This window comes from Roseinatronobacter monicus, assembly GCF_006716865.1.
GTDB classification, from domain to species: Bacteria; Pseudomonadota; Alphaproteobacteria; order Rhodobacterales; family Rhodobacteraceae; genus Roseinatronobacter; species Roseinatronobacter monicus.
In genome coordinates this window covers 414,486-433,371 of the sequence record NZ_VFPT01000001.1, presented here as the reverse complement: position 1 = coordinate 433,371, position 18,886 = coordinate 414,486, and the positions used below count along the sequence as shown (strand labels likewise).

Genomic DNA, 18,886 nt, shown 5'->3' with positions numbered 1-18,886 from the left:
CGGGACACTTTCAAAAAGGACATATGCAGATGCAACTGAAAAAGATACTCCCACTCGCGGCCATAGCAGCATTGCTGCCCGGTCTTGCGCTGGCACAGGAGGCAGAGGCCGTCGCGGATGCGATGGAGGCGGTCACTGCCCTGAACACCGAAATGGTGTTCATCATGAACTCGCTGCTGTTTCTGGTTGGCGGTTTTCTGGTGTTCTTCATGGCCGCCGGTTTCTGTATGCTGGAAACGGGCCTTGTGCGTTCAAAGAACGCAACCATGCAGGCCACCAAGAACGTGGCGCTGTTCTCGCTTGCGACGATTGCCTATTTTCTCATTGGCTTCAACCTGATGTACCCGCTGGGCGATTGGGTGATTGAAGGCTGGCTGGGCGGGATTTCCCCCACCGTGCTGGAACCCGTTGGTGTCGCGCTCGAAGATGTCGATGACATCGAATACGCCTCGATCGGGTCGGACTTCATCTTCCAGTTGATGTTCTGTGCTGCTGTCGCCTCGATCGTTTCGGGTGCTGTGGCCGAGCGTATCAAGCTGTGGCCCTTCCTTGCATTCGTGGTCATCCTGACCGGCGTCATTTACCCTATTCAGGCAAGCTGGAGCTGGGGCGAAGGCTTCCTTGACGAGATGGGCTTCTCTGACTTCGCTGGCTCGTCCATCGTTCATGCCGCAGGCGGCTGGGCTGCGCTGGCAGGTGTAATCGTTCTGGGTGCGCGTTATGGCAAATATAGCAGTGACGGCAAGGTTACTGTTATGCCGGGCTCGAACCTGCCGCTGGCAACATTGGGCATGTTCATTCTGTGGCTGGGTTGGTTCGGCTTCAATGGCGGCTCGCAGCTGGCTATGGGCACCATCTCTGATGTCGCAGATGTCAGCCGGATCTTCTCGAACACAAACACCGCTGCTGCTGGTGGTGCTGTAACGGCGCTGATCCTGTCGACACTTCTGTACAAGAAGCCTGACCTGACCATGGTGCTGAACGGTGCGCTGGCTGGTCTGGTGTCGATCACGGCTGAACCGCTGACCCCCGGTCTTGGTTCTGCAACTCTGATCGGTGCTGTCGGTGGCGTGATTGTTGTCCTGACTATCCCACTGCTGGACAAGTTCAAGATCGACGATGTGGTCGGTGCGATCCCGGTTCACCTGTTCGCTGGTCTGTGGGGCACAATGGCTGTGCCGCTGACCAACAGCGACGCCAGTTTTGTGACGCAGTTCATTGGCATGGCCGCAATCGGTATCTTCATGTTCTTTGCCTCGCTGGTGGTGTGGCTGATCCTGAAGGCCGTGATGGGCATTCGTGTCAGTGACGAAGATCAGGTCACAGGTCTGGACAAGACCGAGATGGGTATGGAAGCCTATCCAGAGTTCAGCAACCGCTGATCCTGCACTTCCAAGACATGAAAAGGCCCCGCAGGTTGCGGGGCCTTTTTTATGGGTGCGGCCTATCGCAGACTGCGCCCCTTCACCACGCTGTCCGGGCCAAAGCGAGCGCGCAAGCGGTCCATTGCGCGCTCGGCCTCGGCGCGGCGGGCGGCGTGCGGGTCCAGCAAGTCGGCGCGAAAGCCCACACCTTGATCCGCGCTCAACTCGGAAATCCCGACACCGATCAGCCGGAATGGGGCCGATGTCATGGCCTGTGCCAAAAGCGGACGCGCGGCGCGGTAGATCACATCGGCCAGCGTGGTCGGGTCAGACAGGCTGAGCCTGCGCGTCAGAATGCGGTGATCGGCGCGTTTGAGTTTCAGCGTGACCACGCGGCCCGCCAGCCCCTTGGCCTTGGCCCGCACCGAAACCTGATCGGCCAGCCGCCACAGATGCCCGTCCAGCGTCGCTTCATCACACAGATCGGTGTTAAATGTCGTTTCTTTCGAGATGGATTTCACCTGCTGGTCACGCGCCACGCGCCGTGTGTCCTGCCCGCGCGCCAGATGCCACAGCCGCGCGCCCATAGACCCGAATCGCGCGACAAGATCGGACTGGTCCCAGCGCTTCAGGTCATCAATCGTTGTAATGCCCGCACGTTCCAATTGCCCGCGCATCGCAGCACCAACCCCCCAGATAATGCTGACGGGTTTGCCGCGTAAAAACCCTTCGGTGGCAGCCTGGGAGATCACCGAAAACCCGCGCGGCTTGTCCAGATCGGACGCGATCTTGGCCAGAAATTTGTTATGCGACAGGCCCACGGACCCGGACAGGCGCAACTCTGCCTCCATGCGTTGCAGCAAGCGCGCCAGCATCACCGCAGGGGGCGCGCCATGCAGCCGCGCGGTGCCTGTCAGGTCCATAAAGGCCTCATCCAGCGAAAGCGGCTCAATCGCGGGGGTCAGTTCTTCCATCATCGCGCGGATTTCGCGCGAGGCGGTTGCATAGGCGTCGAAACGCGGCTTGACGATGACCGCTTCGGGGCACAGTTTGAGCGCCTTGAACATCGGCATGGCCGAGCGCACACCGTGGATGCGCGCGATATAGCAGGCCGTGGTCACGACACCGCGCTGCCCGCCGCCCACGATCACAGGCTTGTCGCGCAATTCTGGGTTATCGCGCTTTTCCACACTGGCGTAGAAGGCGTCGCAATCCATATGCGCGATGGACAGATCATACAACTCCGCATCCGCCACGACACGCAGCGAATGGCAGGACGGACAACGCCGCCCCTCAGGAAAACAGGTCAGACAATCGCGGCAAAAGGCAGGCATGGCGACACTATACCGCGAAGACCCGCCCGCTGGCTATGGGGACCATCACGGCTGGGCGATGGAGCAATCCATGCTGCGCGCGGACAGGCGCAGGCAGGCGCGTTCTGCCTCGGTCTGGGTCAGGCCGGCGACGGTTGCCTCGAACCGGCCACTGGCCTGCCGGATACGGCTGACGCCATTGCCAAGTGCTGCCGCCTCGGCCATCTTGACAGTTATCAGGCTGCGCTCTGCGGCGTTGCGCGAATTGAACTGGCCCAAAGACACCCCCCACAGTCGCCCGCCATCCGATGTCGACAGTCGCGTGACCACTTCGGGGCCGGTGTCCGACGCCGTGGCACTCAGATTTGCCTCGATTGCACTGGCAAGGGCTTGCGGTGTGACCTCTGCGCCGCGTGGCTGGCTGGGGGTGCTGGTCAGAATCATGCCGGAATTGGCTTGCGGGGCGGCGGCTGCGCCGCTGTCCAGCGCCGCCATCTGGAACGCGCCATCTTCGTCCTGGATCAGGTCATCCTCGGAAGCGGCCTCGGCCAGCATCGATTCCGATGCACCGATCCAAGTCACCTCACCGTCATCGCCCAATTCCGCATCATCACGGGCCGCAATCTGCGTGTCGGGGGTGTCCTGCGCCGCCTCTGCGATCTGTGCGGGGGCGGTGGCGCTGTCATCTTGGTTCATGTCCACAGCTTCGGACATCAGGACCACATCTTCTGGCGCGGAATTTCCAGTCTCCTCTGACGCAACCACCGCGTCGTCAAGCGACGCGCCGTCCAGGTCGCTGAGTTGCGCGATATCGTCGGGGTCGGCGATCGTGAACCCGGCTGCAATGGCGGCATCCAGCGCCACCTCTGTTGCGGTGTCTGACTGCAAAACATCCGCCGGACGGGGTGGTGGCGTCACACCAAGCGCATCCGGGGCCAGCCCTGCCATATCTGTATCTGCTGCATCCGTTGCCGAGGTATCAGACGCCCTTGTTTCCGCATCTGCCACAGCGGAACTGACAGCCAGTTCGGACACGGCACTGTCCACACTTTCGCGCACGGCCATAAGGATTGCATCATCCGGGCCGCTGGTCGGGCGCGGCTCTGGCCGCAGGCTGGTGCGGACGGCGGTTTGCAAACGGATTGTCTTGGCCGCAGCACTCGGGTCGTCATCACCATTGCGCGTGGGCGCTTGTGCCACCGCCACAGTCCCGCGCCCGCGATAGGCCGGAGTGGCTGGCGCGCGAGTCGCCACACGTGCGGCCGCACGGCTAAACCCAATATCCATAAGCTCCGCAACATGCGCATTGCGCGCCGCGGTGGAGCTGCCCCCGAACATTGTCGAAATGATATGCTTGCCGCCCCGTTTTGCCGACGCTGTCAGATTGAAACCTGCGGCGCGCGTGTAGCCTGTCTTGATCCCGTCGGCCCCGGAATAGGCATCCAGAAAGCGGCGGTTGGTGTTGGGAACTGTCGCCACACCCGCATGGTCGCTGCGGCGTGAGAAGATGTTAAAATATTGCGGATAGTCGAAATACAGCTGACGACCCAGAATGGTCATGTCGCGTGCGGTCGACAGGTGGCCTGCCTGCGTCAGCCCATGCGGGTTGCGAAAGCTGGTGTTGTTCATGCCCATTGCTTGGGCTGTGCGGGTCATACGCTCGGCAAAGGCTTCGACCGAGCCGGAAATCCCTTCGGCGATTACCACAGCGGCATCATTGGCAGAGCGCAACGCCGCAGCCCGGATCAGATAACGCAGGGAAAGGCGCTGACCTTCACGCAGCCCAAGGCAAACGCAGGTCTGCTGCGTGGCACGTCGGCTGGTGGTAAACTGCGTATCCAGTGTTACTTCGCCATGTTTGATCGCCTCAAAGGCGACATACAGCGTCATCATTTTAGTCAGGGATGCAGGGTGCAGTTTGGTGTCGTGGTTGCGTGCAAATATGACTTCGCCGTTGCGCGCATCCATCACCATCGCAGCATAGGGTGCCGCATGAGATATTCCCGCACCAATGGATACGGCCATAAGCAAAACGGTCGCCAACACATGGCGATAGAATCGCATGGAGTGCGCCTGCATACTGTGCCTCTGATTCTGCCCAATTTATTTTTTATTCGGGCTTACTGCTCAGTCAGAGGTTAGCACGACCGCGCCCTCAGGAAAAGCATGAATTTTCAATGCATTTTAGGCGTTTCTTCATCAAGATTTGGGCAAATATTGTGGCCTGCCTCAAGCGCTATACCATATTCGGCACGCGCCTTAGCTGCCATCAATCCAACCGACCAATTCGTCCAATTCGCCCAGATGCGCGATGGTGCGAAAGCGCGGATGATCGCCTGGTGTCTCGGCCCATTCGATCTCCCACTCGATCCCATGCGGCACATGAACCCCCCAACCCCCCGCCATTATGGGAGGAATCACATCGAATCGCATCGAATTGCCCACCATCAGCGCCGCTTCCGGCCCATCGCCGTGGCGGGCAAAAATCTCGGCATAGACCGGCGGGGTCTTGTTCGAGACAATCTCGACCGCGTCAAACATCTCGCCCAGACCCGATTGCGCCAGTTTGCGTTCCTGATCCAGCAGATCGCCCTTGGTGATAAGAACCAGCTTGTGCGAGGGGGCCAGCGCGGCAATGGCATCCTGTGCATGGGGCAGCAATTCGATGGGGTGGCGCAGCATGTCCTGACCTGCGGCCAGCAATTCGGCAATCACGCTGGCAGGGACACGCTGTTGTGTTACGTCAATCGCGGTTTCGATCATCGACAACACAAAGCCCTTAATCCCGAAGCCATATTGCCCAAGATTGCGTCTTTCTGCCGCAAGCAGGCGCGCCATAAGCGTGTCTTTGTCAGTATAATCGGCCAACAGAGCCGCGAAATGTTCCTGTGTGATGCGAAAGAAGCGCTCATTATGCCAAAGCGTGTCATCAGCATCGAATCCGATAGTTGTGATGCGGGTCATCGGCTTTGGCCTTGCAACGGGGGGGGTTTCAGAACGATGTGATACGCTATATTGCTTTGTGCAGCCGCAATCCAGCCTTTGAAAGAGTTGATGATTCATATGAACCGCGACCCACAGATGACCGACGACGACTCGGACGGGCCACAAGATGATGGCGCTGTGGTCACAAAGACGCGCACGCGCACCAAACGCCCGCCCATGTATAAGGTCATGTTGCTGAATGACGACTACACGCCGATGGAATTTGTCGTGCATGTGCTGGAGCGTTTCTTCGGCATGTCGCACGCCATGGCTTTTGACATCATGCTGACCGTTCACAAGAAAGGGGTGGCAGTTGTTGGCGTCTTCTCTTATGAGGTCGCGGAAACCAAGGTTGCGCAAGTGATGGATTTTGCGCGGCGACACCAACACCCGCTGCAATGCACGCTGGAAAAAGAAGAATAGGGCGCGGTGCGCCGCCATGGCAAACATATCCCCAATCATGACTGACCCTGCCCCGCGCGAGGCACGGCTGACACTGGCCTTTGACGAAGGTCTGAGCTTGCCCGAGGGCGACATCTCTGTGCTGCGCCCCCGCGCGGGCGAGCGGTTCGACCCGCTGCCCGCCGCGCGCCTGAAGCTGGCGCAAGGGTTCCGCCCCGACCATGACGCGCTTGTGCAGGCGGGCTTTGAGCTTGCGCAGGCACCCGTCGCGGCCCCTATAGCGCTGGTTTGTCTGCCGCGCGCCAAGGCCGAAGGGCTGGCGCTGATTGCACAAGCGGTGCAACTGGGGGCTGACCTTGTGCTGGTGGATGGTCAGAAAACCGATGGGATCGAGTCGGTCCTCAAGGCCGTGCGTGCGCGGGTTGAGGTGTCGGGAACAGTCTCCAAGGCGCATGGCAAGCTGTTCTGGTTCGCCCCATCGGGCACGGATTTCAGCGATTGGCAGGCACAGCCACAAACCGTCTCGGACCCGGACTTGGGCGATTTCCAGACCTTGCCGGGTGTGTTCTCTGCCGACGGGATCGACCCCGGATCAGCGCTGCTGGCGCAACACCTGCCCGACAAACTGCCAGCGCGCATGGCCGATCTGGGCGCGGGCTGGGGCTATCTGTCCGCCGCCTGTCTGGCACGCAATGGGGTCGAGGCGCTGCATCTGGTCGAGGCAGAGGCCAGCGCGCTGGAACTGGCGCGCAGCAATATCACCGACCCGCGCGCGCAGTTCCACTGGCACGATGCCTGCAATTTTGCCCTGCCCGGCCCGGTCGATGGTGTGGTGATGAACCCGCCCTTTCACACGGGCCGCAAACCGCAACCCGAATTGGGGCTGGCCTTTATCGCGTCCGCCGCGCGCAGCTTGGGCAACCGGGGCAAGCTGTGGATGGTGGCAAACCGGCATTTGCCCTACGAGGTGGCCTTGGCCAGCCTGTTCACCAAACATGAGATCATTGCCGAGACAGGCACATTCCGTGTCTGGCTGGCGCAGAACCCGCGCAAGAAACCCGCATCAGCCCCCGTGGCGCGGACGCGGCGATAAGGACGGCATCATGAGCTTTTCCATAGCAGGCAAGACCGCGATTGTGACAGGGGCTGCGAATGGCGTCGGTCTGGCCATCGCACGGCATTTTGTGGATCAGGGTGCCAATGTGGTTCTGGCTGACCGCGATGAATCGCGGCTGAAAGCCGAAGTCGCCACCATGTCAGGTGCCGAAGACCACGCCACCTTCTTTGCGGGCGATCTGCGCGAACGGCTGACTTTGGCCAATCTGCTCTCGGCGACGATTGATGCGTATGAGCATATCGACATTCTGGTGAACGCAACGCGCCAATGTATTGCGTCTGACCCGCTGGATGACCAAAGCGACACCGTGCAGGAAGCGTTGCAGCAAAACCTGATTGCCAGCCTGAAACTTAGCCAGCTTGTGGCCAAGCGCATGATCACGCAGGCCGAAGGCGCGGACGAGCGCAAGCACGCCATCGGCTCTATCATTAACCTGTCCTCTATCGCGGCACGGCGCACGCAGCCCGAGTTGATGGCCTATTCCATCGCATCGGCAGCGCTCGACCAGATGACACGGTCAATGGCTGTGGCCTTTGCGCAGCACCGCATCCGCATCAACGGTGTCGCACTTGGCAGCGTCATGAGTGCCAATCTGAAAGATCAGATGCACACGCATGACAATTACCGCGAACTGATCCTGCGGCAAACCCCGATGGGCCGGATCGGTGCCGCGTCAGAGGCGGCGGAAGCAGTGCAATTTCTGGCCTCGGATGCTGCGGCCTTCATGACCGGACAGATCATGACCATTGATGGCGGGCGCACCCTGCTGGACCCAGTTTCTGTACCGGCGCATTAAAGCAATTTCAGAAAAAGTTGATGGACTTTTTTCGGTGCGAGATTGCGAGAAAACAAAAGGTTAAAGCGATTTCAGGCAGCGCGGCACTGTGCGATGCGAGTGGCGGTTGCGGCGGCAACCTCGGCGCGCTCTGCGCGCAGCCGGTCAAGTTGCGCCTGCTCACTGGCCCTGTCCACGGCCACGCGCGTCTCAGGCGCTTCCGGTGTATGGCGGGTGCAGAACAAGACCGGTTCTCTCGGCCAAGCGCATAGATGCAGTGTTGTGCGCCGTTCGGTCGCGGGGATAATGCGATGGCCGCGCGCAAGAGCTTGCGCGCTGTCGGCGATCTTTGCGTCCAGCGCAGTCAGTTCGGTTTGCGCCTGACGGACACAGCGGTCTTGGGGCGCGGCACAGGCCGCAAGAAGGGCGGCGGACAAGATCAACATTAGGCGCATGCTCTCTCCCTCGCGACGTCCCTGACAAAACTACCCCGATGGAAGCAGTGTATCGGGCAGTTGTCCAGCATCTTTGACCTAGAGCGTCGAGCCTTTAACCTGATGCATATCCAGCCCCACAGAAGAAGTTCCAGCATTCGTCCGGTGTGAAGAGGTCGCAGATTTCCGTGAGCGCGTCGAACATCTGATCGAATGTTCTGGCTCCAATCCTACGCAGATGTGCCTTGAGCTTTGAGAAAGCCATCTCGATGGGGTTGAGGTCAGGGGAGTATGGCGGCAGGTACAAGAACCAGCATCCCACATCTCTTAAAGCCGTCGCAGCAGCCTTGTTGTAATGGGTGGCGAGGTTGTCGCAAATAACGACAGTGCCTGGCTGTAATTCCGGGGCCAGGACATTTCGGACATAGGCCTCAAAGGCTTCACCATCCATTGCCCCTTTGATGACCCACGGCGCGATCAGATTGTCGTGCGTCAAACCAGCGATAAATGTCTGCGTTCCCCACGCCCCGAACGGGGCATCCATTTCCAGGCGCTTTCCGCAGAGACTGCGTCCGTATTGACGGGTCAGGTTGGTTTTGACGGAGGTTTCATCAATAAAGACAAGCCGATCAGGATGCGCTTGCATGGCAGGCAGGTGATGCCTGAACCAGTTCTTACGCCGCTCCTTCACATGAGCGCGCAACCGTTCGGTGGCAACCAGCGACTTTTTTTATATGTGTATCCGAGCTTGCGCAGAAACCGCCCGATGGAGGCCGCGTGCGCGGTAATGCCAGTGGCAGCTTCCAATGCACCGGCAAGTTCTGGCAAAGTGATATCACCATCCTGCGCCACCAATTCTTCCAGCAACGCTTGATGAGAAGACAGCTTCCCATGACCAGGAGGACGGCCTTGGGGCTCCGGCTCAATCGAACCCGTTTCCCGCAGCCTGCGTTGCCATCGCACACCAGTGGCGGCGGACAACTTCAGCCGTGCTGCTGCGGCACGACCGCTCAATCCTTCTACAATACACTCTTGAAACCGCGCACGAAGCGCTGACGGCAATGCTGATGACATAAGACATCCTCCCAAGGAACATGAATCACAAATCAACCTCAAAGGGAATCCATCGATTCACGTTTCAAGCGCGGCGCTCTAAATGGTCAAATGGTGGCCAGAAGGGCGTTGCGGTCATTGAAACGGCGCACGAGCCGGGCCGCGGTGCGGCGATCCTCGATTGAAGCCAATGCACTTTATACTGGCCGAATCCGCGAAAGATCAGATCTATGCTATTGTGGCAACTAAATCGCCGTGCCCGGGGGCGGCCCGGCAATGCGCGGCGGGCTGACGCCCTTGACGCCGCGCAAAGGCGCTTAGTGGTCCCGCAAATCCATCATCCGTCCAACCGGGCACACTGCACGCAGATTATGTCACACGGGGCACGTCAGCGCGGCGAGCGTTTGGCCAGAATACGCTGAAGCGTGCGGCGATGCATGCTTAATCTGCGCGCCGTCTCCGAGACGTTGCGGTCGCATTGCTCATAGACGCGCTGGATATGTTCCCAGCGCACGCGGTCTGCCGACATCGGGTTTTCGGGCGGCAGCGGCAAGGCATCATCGCCCTGCACCAATAGCGCGCGAACCACATCATTGGCATCGGCAGGTTTCGACAGATAATCAGTCGCGCCGATCTTGACGGCGGCGACCGCTGTTGCAATCGCACCATACCCCGTCAGAACCACGATCCGCGCATCCGCCCTTGCGGCGCGCAATGTCTCGACCACATCCAGTCCATTGCCATCTTCCAGCCGCAGGTCGATCACGGCATAGGCAGGTGGGCGCGCCCGTGCAATCGCCTTGCCCGCAACAACGCTGCCTGCTGTCTCGACCGTAAAGCCGCGCGATTGCATGGCGCGGGCCAGACGTTTCAGAAAAACCTCGTCATCATCGACCAGCAAAAGCGAGGGGTCGGGGCCGAGGTCCAGGGCTGTTTCAGTTTCCATGTGCGCTCTCACTTTCATGGGTGATAAGTAGGGCGCGGGGCGGCAAAGGTCAATTTGTACAACCGCTCAGGCATTATCCATGAAACAGGACAAGACATCTGCCACCTGCTCGGGCGACTGGTCGCGGCGAATGACATCGACAAAGCCATGACCAGGCAGCAGGAAATAGCTGAATGTGGAATGATCGATCAGATAAAAATCGTCATCGGTTTCTTGCAAGGCGAAATAGACGCGATAGGCCTGCGCGGCGGCGCGAATCTGGGCCTCGGTGCCGGTCAGACCGACCATTTCAGGGTGCATGAAGCGCACATACTCTGCCAGCGCGTCTTGCGTGTCGCGCTGATGATCGACAGATACGAAAACCGGCGTCACGTCATAGCCCTGCTCGGCCAACAGATCGACCGCCTGCGCGTTGCGCGCAGTGTCGAGGGGGCAGACATCGGGGCAAAACGTGTACCCGAAATAGACAAGCGTCGGTTTGGCTTCGAAATCAGCCTCTGTCACAGTGCGGCCAGTGTGGTCCACCAACTCGAACGGCCCGCCAATAGACCCGCCCCCCCCCGAAATCGAGGTGCCGCGGCATTGGGCAAGGACCGTCTGGCCCTGCCCGACAAACACCATATATCCAAGCCCACCCAGAAGTGCTGCAATCAGACCTACGGCAAGAGCAGAATACAGTCGAATCATGGCATACCTCATTTCGCGGGATTGCGCCCTTGATGCCGCATGCCTCGCGCCCTAACAATCCCGTATAGCAGAACTGTGACATCACGTCCTGCTGCGACCCCTGTAGCGGAGTGTGCATGACCAACCCCACCTTTGGCGAAATCTCTCAGGAATATCGCGGCGATTGGGTGCGGCTGCGCACCATGACCTATGTGCGCGTGCTGGCGCTGGCCGGTCAGGCCGTGGCGCTGATCGCGGCGCATTACCATTTCGGGTTGCGGTTCAATGTGTCGCTGGTGTGGCTGGTCATGGGGGCAGCGGCGCTGTCGGTCTTTCTGTCGCTGTTGCTGTTTCCCCAGACCAAACGCCTGTCCGATACAGAGGCCATGCTGACATTCCTGTTCGATATCGCGCAGCTTGTTTGCCTGCTGTATCTGACCGGTGGCATCACCAACCCGTTCAGCCTGTTGATCCTTGCGCCCGTGGCCGTGTCTGCAATGTCATTGAAGCCGCGATCAACCTTGTTGCTGGCAGTGATTGCCGTGGCCCTGGTAACGCTGATAACACTGACCTATCAACCCTTGCGGTTTCAGGATGGCACTGTCCATATCGTGCCGCCCATCTTTGCCTTCGGGTTCTGGGCCGCAATCATCATCGGCATCGTGTTTCAGGCCTTCTACGCGCACCGCGTCGCGGCCGAAGCAAATTCGATGGCCGATGCACTGCTGGCTGTGCAAATGGCGCTGTCGCGCGAACAGAAACTGACCGATCTGGGCGGGGTGGTGGCAGCAACGGCGCATGAGCTGGGCACGCCGCTGGCCACGATCAAGCTGATCAGCTCGGAACTGGCCACGGCCCTGCGCGACCAGCCGGAACACGCAGAAGACGCGCAGATACTGGTCGAGCAGGCCGACCGCTGCCGCGATATCCTGCGCTCTATGGGGCGGGCGGGCAAGGATGACACGCATCTGCGCCGCGCCCCGCTGGAAGCAGTGTTGCACGAAGCCGCAGAGCCGCATCTGGGCCGGGGCAAGCAGGTTCATTTCGTCCTGAAACCCGCAGGCAACGGCACCCCGCAGCCCCTGATCCTGCGCCAGCCAGAAATCATTCACGGATTGCGCAACCTGATCCAGAATGCCGTCGATTTTGCCAAATCCGAAGTCTGGGTGCAGGGCGAATGGTCAGACCAGCGCCTGACCATCCGCATTCATGACGACGGGCCGGGGTTTCCGGCGCAAATCCTTGGCAATATCGGCGAGCCGTTCATCCGCCACCGGCGCGACCCCGAACGCCCAAGGCGACGCCCCGCTTATGACGGCATGGGGCTGGGCCTGTTCATTGCCAAGACCCTGCTGGAACGCAGCGGCGCGCAGCTTCTCTTCGACAATAACGACGGCACGCAAAGTGATCTGCCGGGGGGGCCACATCTGACCGGTGCGCGGATTACCCTTGTCTGGCCCCTGCCCCGCATCGCCGCCGACCCGCAGGCCGCACTGGCCCCCAACCTGCCTGTATCGGGTTAGTGTATGACCGCTGTGCAAAGCGTGAGTGGACAATCGCGCGGCATTTGCTAGTCTTGCTGGTATATAATGAAGGATGACGCTCATGGCACTTCCCTTGGCCCCTCTCGCTGTAGTGGCGGCGAAATACGGCGCTGTTGCTATTGCTGGCTATGCGCTTATGCGCCAGATCCAGCCCGGACGCCTTGACCAGCGCACCGAAGATGCGCTTGACGAGGTAGAGGACGGGCTGAGCAGCCACCGTCCGCGCGACCGTGAACAGCTGAATGGAACCGCGCGCTTCCGGCGCGTGATCCGGCTGGGCGTGAACGGGCCGGGGTTCGAGATTGACGCAACCGCCCTAGGGCGCCTGAAAATGCGCCGCATATGAGTGGGCTGACGCTGCATTTCAGCCACACCTCGCCCTATGTGCGCAAGGTGATGGTGCTGGCACATGAGGCCGGGCTGGTGGACCAGTTGGAACTTGTCACCGGCTCTGGTACCCCGCTGGACGCAGGCGGTGCCCCGATTGAGGCGAATCCCCTTGGCAAAGTGCCGACCCTGACACGCGCCGACGGCTCTGCCCTCTATGACAGCCGGGTCATTTGCCAATATCTGGATGCGCGCGCTGGTGGCGGGCTGTATCCCGAAGGCGCGCGGCGCTGGGATGCCCTGACCCTAGAGGCGACAGCGGATGGCATTCTCGATGCGGCGCTGCTGATGGTCTATGAGGCCCGCCTGCGCCCCGAGGAAATCCGCTTTGCGCCATTTGTCGAAGGGCAGTGGGACAAAATTGACCGCGCGCTGGATGTGATCGAGGCGCGCTGGATGGCCTATCTGGCAGGGCCGCTATGCATCGGGCAGATCGCGCTTGGCTGTGCGACCAGCTATCTGGACCTGCGCCATGCGGCGCGCGACTGGCGCGCAACGCGGCCCGCGCTGGCACAATGGGACGCACGCTTTGGCGCGCGCGACAGCATGCGCGCGACACGGCCCCCCGTTGGCTAGGTCGGTGTTTGCGCTCACGGGGTCGGATTGGGTGCTTTGCGCCTTGAAAGAACCCCAAGATTCAGCATGCCTGCGACACCTTTACCCGCTTTCGCGGCTAGACGGGGTGGGTATTCCCCGCTAAATAACGCCTTTGAGAGGCTGCGGAATTCTGTGGCCATATGCAATTCGCAGCCCCGTACCCATTGAAAAGGGAGAATGCTCGTGTCCCACGCTGATGACAACGACAGCACTCGCAGGGATTTCATCTATTATGCCACCGCCGGTGCCGGCGTGGTGACGGCTGGTGCCGCCGTTTGGCCGCTGGTCAATCAGATGAACCCTTCGGCAGATGTTCAAGCGCTTTCATCTATCTTCGTTGATATTGGTGGTCTGGAACCAGGTGGCCAGGTCACAGTAAACTTCCTTGGCAAGCCGGTGTTTATTCGCCGCCGCACCGCCGAAGAAATCGAAGAGGGGCGCGCAGTCGAACTGGACGATCTGAACATCGACCGCGAGTCGCGCAATCCTAACCGGCCGGGCACGGATGCGTTGGATCAGAATCGCACGATGGATGAAGAAGGCGAGTGGCTGGTCATGACCGGTGTGTGCACCCATTTGGGTTGCGTGCCTTTGGGCAACGGCGCTGGCGATTTTGGCGGCTGGTTCTGCCCCTGCCACGGGTCGCATTACGACACCGCTGGCCGCATCCGGCGTGGCCCTGCCCCCGAGAACATGCATATTCCGGTGGCTAGTTTCGTTGACGACGTCACGATTCAGCTCGGCTAAGGGAGAAACACGTCATGTCTGGTATTCCACACGATCATTACGAGCCGAAGTCGAACGCGGAGAAGTGGATTCATCGCAGATTGCCCATTGTCGGGCTGATCTATGATACGATCACAATTCCGACCCCGAAAAACCTGAACTGGATGTGGATCTGGGGCATTGTGCTGATGGTCTGCCTTGTGTTGCAGATCGTGACCGGCATCGTGCTGGCCATGCACTACACCCCGCATGTTGACCATGCCTTTGCCAGCGTCGAGCATATCATGCGCAACGTGAATGGCGGGCATATGATCCGCTATCTGCACCAGAACGGCTCTATGCTGTTCTTCTTTGCTGTCTATCTGCACATGTTCCGCAGCATGTATTACGGCAGCTACAAAGCCCCGCGCGAGATTACTTGGATCATCGGTATCCTGATCTATCTGGCGATGATGGCAACGGCATTCATGGGCTATGTGCTGCCATGGGGTCAGATGTCCTTCTGGGGTGCAACGGTTATCACGGGTCTGTTCGGTGCAATTCCGGGTATCGGCGATATGCTGCAAACATGGCTGCTGGGCGGGCCTGCGGTGGATAACGCGGCACTGAACCGCTTTTTCTCGCTGCATTACCTGCTGCCCTTCGTCATTCTGGGCCTGAGCATCGTGCATATCTGGGCGTTCCACACCACGGGCAACAACAACCCGACCGGTGTCGAAGTCCGCCGCGCCTCCAAGGAAGAAGCGGCCAAGGATACACTGCCATTCTGGCCCTACTTCGTCATCAAGGACTTGTTTGCGCTGGCGATTATCCTTGCGATCTTCTGGGCGCTTGTGGGCTTCATGCCAAACTTCCTTGGCCACACCGATAACTACATCGAAGCCAACCCACTGGTGACACCGCCGGAAATCGTGCCAGAATGGTACTTCCTGCCCTTCTACGCAATTCTGCGCGCCTTTACGTCGGATGTGTGGATCGTGATTGCCGTGAACTGGCTGACCTTCGGGATTGTCGATGCGACCTTCTTCGGGGTGCTGGCGATGTTCGGGTCGATCTTTGTCTGGGCGCTGCTGCCATGGGTGGACACATCGTCCGTGCGTTCGGGCCGCTATCGACCCATGTTCAAGTGGTGGTTCTGGCTGTTCATCATCAACTTCGTGGTGCTGACATGGGCCGGGGCAATGCCTGCTGAGGGGATCTACACCAACATCTCCCTGATCGGCACGACCTACTGGTTTGCGTATTTCCTTGTGATCCTGCCGTTGCTGGGTGTGCTGGAAAAACCACTGCCAGAGCCCGCCAGCATCGAGGAAGATTTCAAGGCAAGCCTGAAATCCAAGTCGGACAATGACCCCAAGGGGCCATCCGCTGAACCGATCCCTGCAGAGTAACGGCACACCGAAAGGATGATACACATGAAACTGAGGAACCTTGCCGTTGCTGCCCTGTCCGCTGTCGTGCTGGCCCTGCCAGCCACGATGGCCGACGCCTCGAAGGTGAAGGGCGAAGTCACAAATTTTGACTTCTCCTTTCAGGGACTGACCGGCACATATGACCGCAACCAACTGCAACGCGGCTTGCAGGTCTTTCACGAAGTCTGCGCCTCGTGTCACGGGCTGGAATATGTGGCCTTCCGCACGCTGTCCGACCGCAATGGTCCAGAGTTGCCCGATGACCAGATGCGCGCCTTCGCGGACATGTACGAAGTCTGGGACGACGAGTTGCGCGACTGGCGTCCAGCGACCGGGCCGGACCATTGGCCCGAATCGCAGTTCGAAGGGGCACCTGACCTAAGCCTGATGACCAAGGCACGCGCGGGCTTTAGCGGCCCCTACGGTCTGGGCATCAACCAGTTGATGAAAGGGATCGGCGGGCCGGAATACATCGCCTCCTTCCTGCTGGGCTACACAGGCGAGGAAGATTTCCAAGCCGGGTCGATGTTCTATGAGAATAAAGCCTATGGCGGCTGGGTGTCGATGGCCCCTGTTCTGTTCGATGACATGGTGTTCTACGAAGACGGCACACCCGCCACCGAAGAGCAGATGGCCCTTGATGTCGCAGCCTTCCTGACATGGACAGCCGAACCCAAATTGGTCGAGCGCAAACATGCAGGCTTTGTCGGTGTGATCTTCCTGTCGGTTCTGGCAGCGCTGCTGTACCTGACCAACAAGCAGCTTTGGGCACCCGTCAAGAAAGCCGCAAAGAAAGACTGACCTTTGCGTCATCGCAGGATCAAGGCGCGCCCCTCGGGGCGCGCTTTTTTGCTTTCAAAGGCCAAGGTTTCGCGTTAGCACTCGCATCCTTAACCTGTGAAGGAACATACCATGTCCGACAATCTGCGCGGTGCGGTCCTGATGGCGCTGGCCATGGGCGGTTTCGCACTAGAGGACATGTTCATCAAATTGCTGGCCGATACGCTGCCCGTGGGGCAGATTCTGGTCTTTCTAGGCGTTGGTGGCGCGGTTGCTTTCGGGGTGATTGCCCATCGCAAGGGCCAGCAACTGCTGTCGCCTGCCCTGCTGACCCCTGCCCTTCTTATGCGCAACACGGCCGAACTGATCGGCACTGTCGGCTTTGTTCTGGGCTTCGTGCTGGCGTCATTGGCGACAGCATCCGCCATTTTGCAGGCGGCCCCCTTGGTCGTGACGCTGGGCGCGGTCCTGTTTCTGGGCGAAAAGGTCGGCTGGCGGCGCTGGACAGCTATCGGCGTCGGATTTTTCGGGGTTATGCTGATCGTCCGTCCCGGCATGGCAGGGTTCGAGCCCGCGTCCCTGTTCGCGGTGATTGGCGTGATCGGCCTGGCCGGGCGCGACCTTGCGACCCGCGTTATCCCGCGCACAGTCTCCAGCTACCAGATTTCAAGCTGGGCCTTCGCCATGATTATACCGGCAGGAATCTTCCTTATGGTCATGATGGACACGCCAGCCATCATGCCCAGTGCGCTGGAAACCTCGGGCCTTGTCGCGGCATTGGGCGTCGGTGTTCTGGCCTATTACGCACTTGTCGCCTCTATGCGGGTGGGGGAATTGTCCTTTGTCACCCCCTTTCGCTACACGCGCATGCTGTTTGCGTTGATCGTGGCGGTGCTGGTCTTTGGCGAGCGGCCAGATGCCCTGACGCTGGTGGGCGCTGCGATCATTGTCAGCGCGGGCATGTTCACGCTGTGGCGGGAAACGAAAGTAACCTAGAAACTGTTGCAAACTGCCGTTATAGAACCTGTGAACCGCATACCAACGCAGCAGGGGCAGCGCATGAGCACGATTATCGACATTATTGGCCGCGAGATTCTGGACAGCCGGGGCAACCCGACGGTCGAGGTGGACGTAATTCTGGAAGATGGCACGCTGGGCCGTGCGGCGGTGCCCTCAGGTGCGTCAACCGGTGCGCATGAGGCCGTCGAGCGGCGTGATGGCGACAAGGCCCGCTACTTGGGCAAGGGCGTGCTGGAAGCCGTGGCCGCCGTGAATGGCGAACTGGCAGAGGAATTGATCGGGCTGGATGCAACCGAACAAGTCGCCATTGACGCGACCATGATCGACCTTGATGGCACCCCCAACAAGGCGCGACTGGGCGCAAATGCGATACTCGGTGTGTCGCTGGCCGTCGCCAAGGCCGCAGCCGATTACACCGGCCAGCCGCTATATCGCTATGTTGGCGGCACCTCGGCCCGCACGCTGCCAGTGCCGATGATGAACATCATCAATGGCGGTGAGCATGCCGACAACCCGATCGACATTCAGGAATTCATGATCATGCCGGTCGCGGCGACCAATATCCGCGAGGCGGTGCGCATGGGGGCCGAAGTGTTCCATACGCTGAAAAAGGAACTCTCTGCTGCGGGCCTGAACACCGGCATCGGCGATGAGGGCGGCTTTGCCCCGAACCTGTCCAGCACCCGCGAAGCGCTCGATTTCATTCTGAAATCCATCGAAAAAGCAGGCTACAAGCCCGGCGAAGACATCTATCTGGCGCTGGATTGCGCGGCGACCGAGTATTTCAAAGGTGGCAAATACGAGATGGTGGGCGAGGGCAAATCCCTGACACCCGCCGAGAATGTGGATTATCTGGCGGCACTTGTGGCCGATTACCCGATTATCAGCATCGAAGATGGCTGCTCGGAAGATGACTGGGATGGCTGGAAACTACTGACAGACCGTCTGGGGGCAAAGGTGCAACTTGTCGGCGATGATCTGTTTGTCACCAACCCCACGCGTCTGGCGACAGGGATCACCAAAGGCTGCGCCAATTCGCTGCTGGTCAAGGTGAACCAAATCGGCACGCTGACCGAAACGCTGGCCGCTGTGGATATGGCCCACCGTGCGCGCATGACCTGCGTGATGTCCCACCGCTCGGGCGAGACAGAGGATGCCACGATTGCAGACCTGGCCGTTGCCACGAATTGCGGACAGATCAAGACAGGCAGCCTTGCGCGCTCGGACCGGTTGGCGAAGTATAACCAGTTGATCCGCATTGAAGAAGCACTGGCCGAAACGGCTGTTTATGCCGGACGCTCGATCCTGCGTTAATCTGCCTTACCCCTGTTCAGACCGGCCCGCACCATCCCGTGCGGGCCGTTT

The 18,886-nt window shown here is 59.9% G+C and carries 19 protein-coding genes; 12 read left to right on the top strand and 7 right to left on the bottom strand.

Annotated features, from left to right (window positions below; translation table 11 throughout):
• The first annotated feature begins 29 nt into the window (after positions 1-29).
• Positions 30-1,382 carry an ammonium transporter gene (locus tag BD293_RS01835; RefSeq protein ID WP_142079603.1) on the top strand — a complete coding sequence of 451 codons (1,353 nt, stop codon included), beginning with the start codon at positions 30-32 and terminating at the stop codon, positions 1,380-1,382.
• 62 nt (positions 1,383-1,444) lie between these two features.
• On the opposite strand, the gene BD293_RS01830 is transcribed toward BD293_RS01835, so the two are convergent.
• The 3 genes from BD293_RS01830 to BD293_RS01820 form a co-directional block, all read right to left on the bottom strand.
• Entirely contained in the window at positions 1,445-2,698 is a 1,254-nt protein-coding gene (locus BD293_RS01830) for a DNA polymerase IV (protein WP_142079602.1), read from the bottom strand.
• Positions 2,699-2,743: 45 nt separating this feature from the next.
• Positions 2,744-4,741 (bottom strand): serine hydrolase, encoded by a 1,998-nt coding sequence (locus BD293_RS01825; protein ID WP_246086178.1) that lies wholly within the window; start codon positions 4,739-4,741, stop codon positions 2,744-2,746.
• 195 nt (positions 4,742-4,936) lie between these two features.
• The gene (locus BD293_RS01820) at positions 4,937-5,641 is read right to left on the bottom strand and encodes an HAD family hydrolase (protein ID WP_142079601.1); all 705 of its coding nucleotides are present in this window, start codon (positions 5,639-5,641) and stop codon (positions 4,937-4,939) included.
• Positions 5,642-5,740: 99 nt separating this feature from the next.
• On the opposite strand from BD293_RS01820, the gene clpS reads away from it, so the two are divergent.
• The 3 genes from clpS to BD293_RS01805 are packed head-to-tail and all read left to right on the top strand — an operon-like array spanning position 5,741 to position 7,977.
• Positions 5,741-6,085, top strand: coding sequence for an ATP-dependent Clp protease adapter ClpS (gene clpS / locus BD293_RS01815; protein ID WP_142084219.1), 345 nt, complete (start codon positions 5,741-5,743; stop codon positions 6,083-6,085).
• Between the two features lie 16 nt (positions 6,086-6,101).
• Entirely contained in the window at positions 6,102-7,157 is a 1,056-nt protein-coding gene (locus tag BD293_RS01810; RefSeq protein ID WP_246086177.1) for a class I SAM-dependent methyltransferase, read from the top strand.
• A 10-nt stretch (positions 7,158-7,167) separates the two neighbouring features.
• Positions 7,168-7,977 (top strand): SDR family NAD(P)-dependent oxidoreductase, encoded by an 810-nt coding sequence (locus BD293_RS01805; protein WP_142079599.1) that lies wholly within the window; start codon positions 7,168-7,170, stop codon positions 7,975-7,977.
• A gap of 71 nt (positions 7,978-8,048) precedes the next feature.
• Here BD293_RS01805 and BD293_RS01800 read toward each other — a convergent pair whose 3' ends face one another.
• The 4 genes from BD293_RS01800 to BD293_RS01785 form a co-directional block, all read right to left on the bottom strand.
• Positions 8,049-8,411 carry a hypothetical protein gene (locus BD293_RS01800; RefSeq protein ID WP_142079598.1) on the bottom strand — a complete coding sequence of 121 codons (363 nt, stop codon included), beginning with the start codon at positions 8,409-8,411 and terminating at the stop codon, positions 8,049-8,051.
• A 94-nt stretch (positions 8,412-8,505) separates the two neighbouring features.
• Positions 8,506-9,464 (bottom strand): IS630 family transposase gene (locus BD293_RS01795; RefSeq protein WP_142079597.1). Its coding sequence is split into 2 segments (ribosomal slippage): positions 8,506-9,120 and positions 9,123-9,464, totalling 957 coding nucleotides; the frame shifts between segments, so codons are not numbered across the junction.
• Between the two features lie 367 nt (positions 9,465-9,831).
• Positions 9,832-10,389, bottom strand: coding sequence for an ActR/PrrA/RegA family redox response regulator transcription factor (locus tag BD293_RS01790; protein ID WP_142079596.1), 558 nt, complete (start codon positions 10,387-10,389; stop codon positions 9,832-9,834).
• A 66-nt stretch (positions 10,390-10,455) separates the two neighbouring features.
• Complete coding sequence (locus tag BD293_RS01785) at positions 10,456-11,076, bottom strand: SCO family protein (protein WP_142079595.1); 621 nt, start codon at positions 11,074-11,076, stop codon at positions 10,456-10,458.
• A 116-nt stretch (positions 11,077-11,192) separates the two neighbouring features.
• On the opposite strand from BD293_RS01785, the gene regB reads away from it, so the two are divergent.
• The 8 genes from regB (at position 11,193) to eno (ending at position 18,835) form a co-directional block, all read left to right on the top strand.
• Positions 11,193-12,578, top strand: coding sequence for a sensor histidine kinase RegB (regB, locus tag BD293_RS01780; RefSeq protein WP_142079594.1), 1,386 nt, complete (start codon positions 11,193-11,195; stop codon positions 12,576-12,578).
• A gap of 82 nt (positions 12,579-12,660) precedes the next feature.
• Positions 12,661-12,945, top strand: a complete 285-nt coding sequence (locus BD293_RS01775; protein ID WP_142079593.1) for a hypothetical protein — start codon at positions 12,661-12,663, stop codon at positions 12,943-12,945.
• 5 nt (positions 12,946-12,950) lie between these two features.
• Positions 12,951-13,562, top strand: coding sequence for a glutathione S-transferase (locus BD293_RS01770; RefSeq protein ID WP_142084217.1), 612 nt, complete (start codon positions 12,951-12,953; stop codon positions 13,560-13,562).
• 204 nt (positions 13,563-13,766) lie between these two features.
• Positions 13,767-14,330: a ubiquinol-cytochrome c reductase iron-sulfur subunit gene (gene petA / locus BD293_RS01765; RefSeq protein ID WP_142079592.1), complete on the top strand. Its 564-nt coding sequence runs from the start codon at positions 13,767-13,769 to the stop codon at positions 14,328-14,330.
• 14 nt (positions 14,331-14,344) lie between these two features.
• On the top strand, positions 14,345-15,700 hold the full coding sequence (locus BD293_RS01760; RefSeq protein ID WP_142079591.1) for a cytochrome b: 1,356 nt from the start codon (positions 14,345-14,347) through the stop codon (positions 15,698-15,700).
• 24 nt (positions 15,701-15,724) lie between these two features.
• Entirely contained in the window at positions 15,725-16,522 is a 798-nt protein-coding gene (locus BD293_RS01755) for a cytochrome c1 (RefSeq protein ID WP_142079590.1), read from the top strand.
• A gap of 111 nt (positions 16,523-16,633) precedes the next feature.
• Positions 16,634-17,497: a DMT family transporter gene (locus BD293_RS01750; RefSeq protein WP_142079589.1), complete on the top strand. Its 864-nt coding sequence runs from the start codon at positions 16,634-16,636 to the stop codon at positions 17,495-17,497.
• Positions 17,498-17,560: 63 nt separating this feature from the next.
• Entirely contained in the window at positions 17,561-18,835 is a 1,275-nt protein-coding gene (gene eno / locus BD293_RS01745; RefSeq protein WP_142079588.1) for a phosphopyruvate hydratase, read from the top strand.
• Positions 18,836-18,886 lie beyond the last annotated feature (51 nt).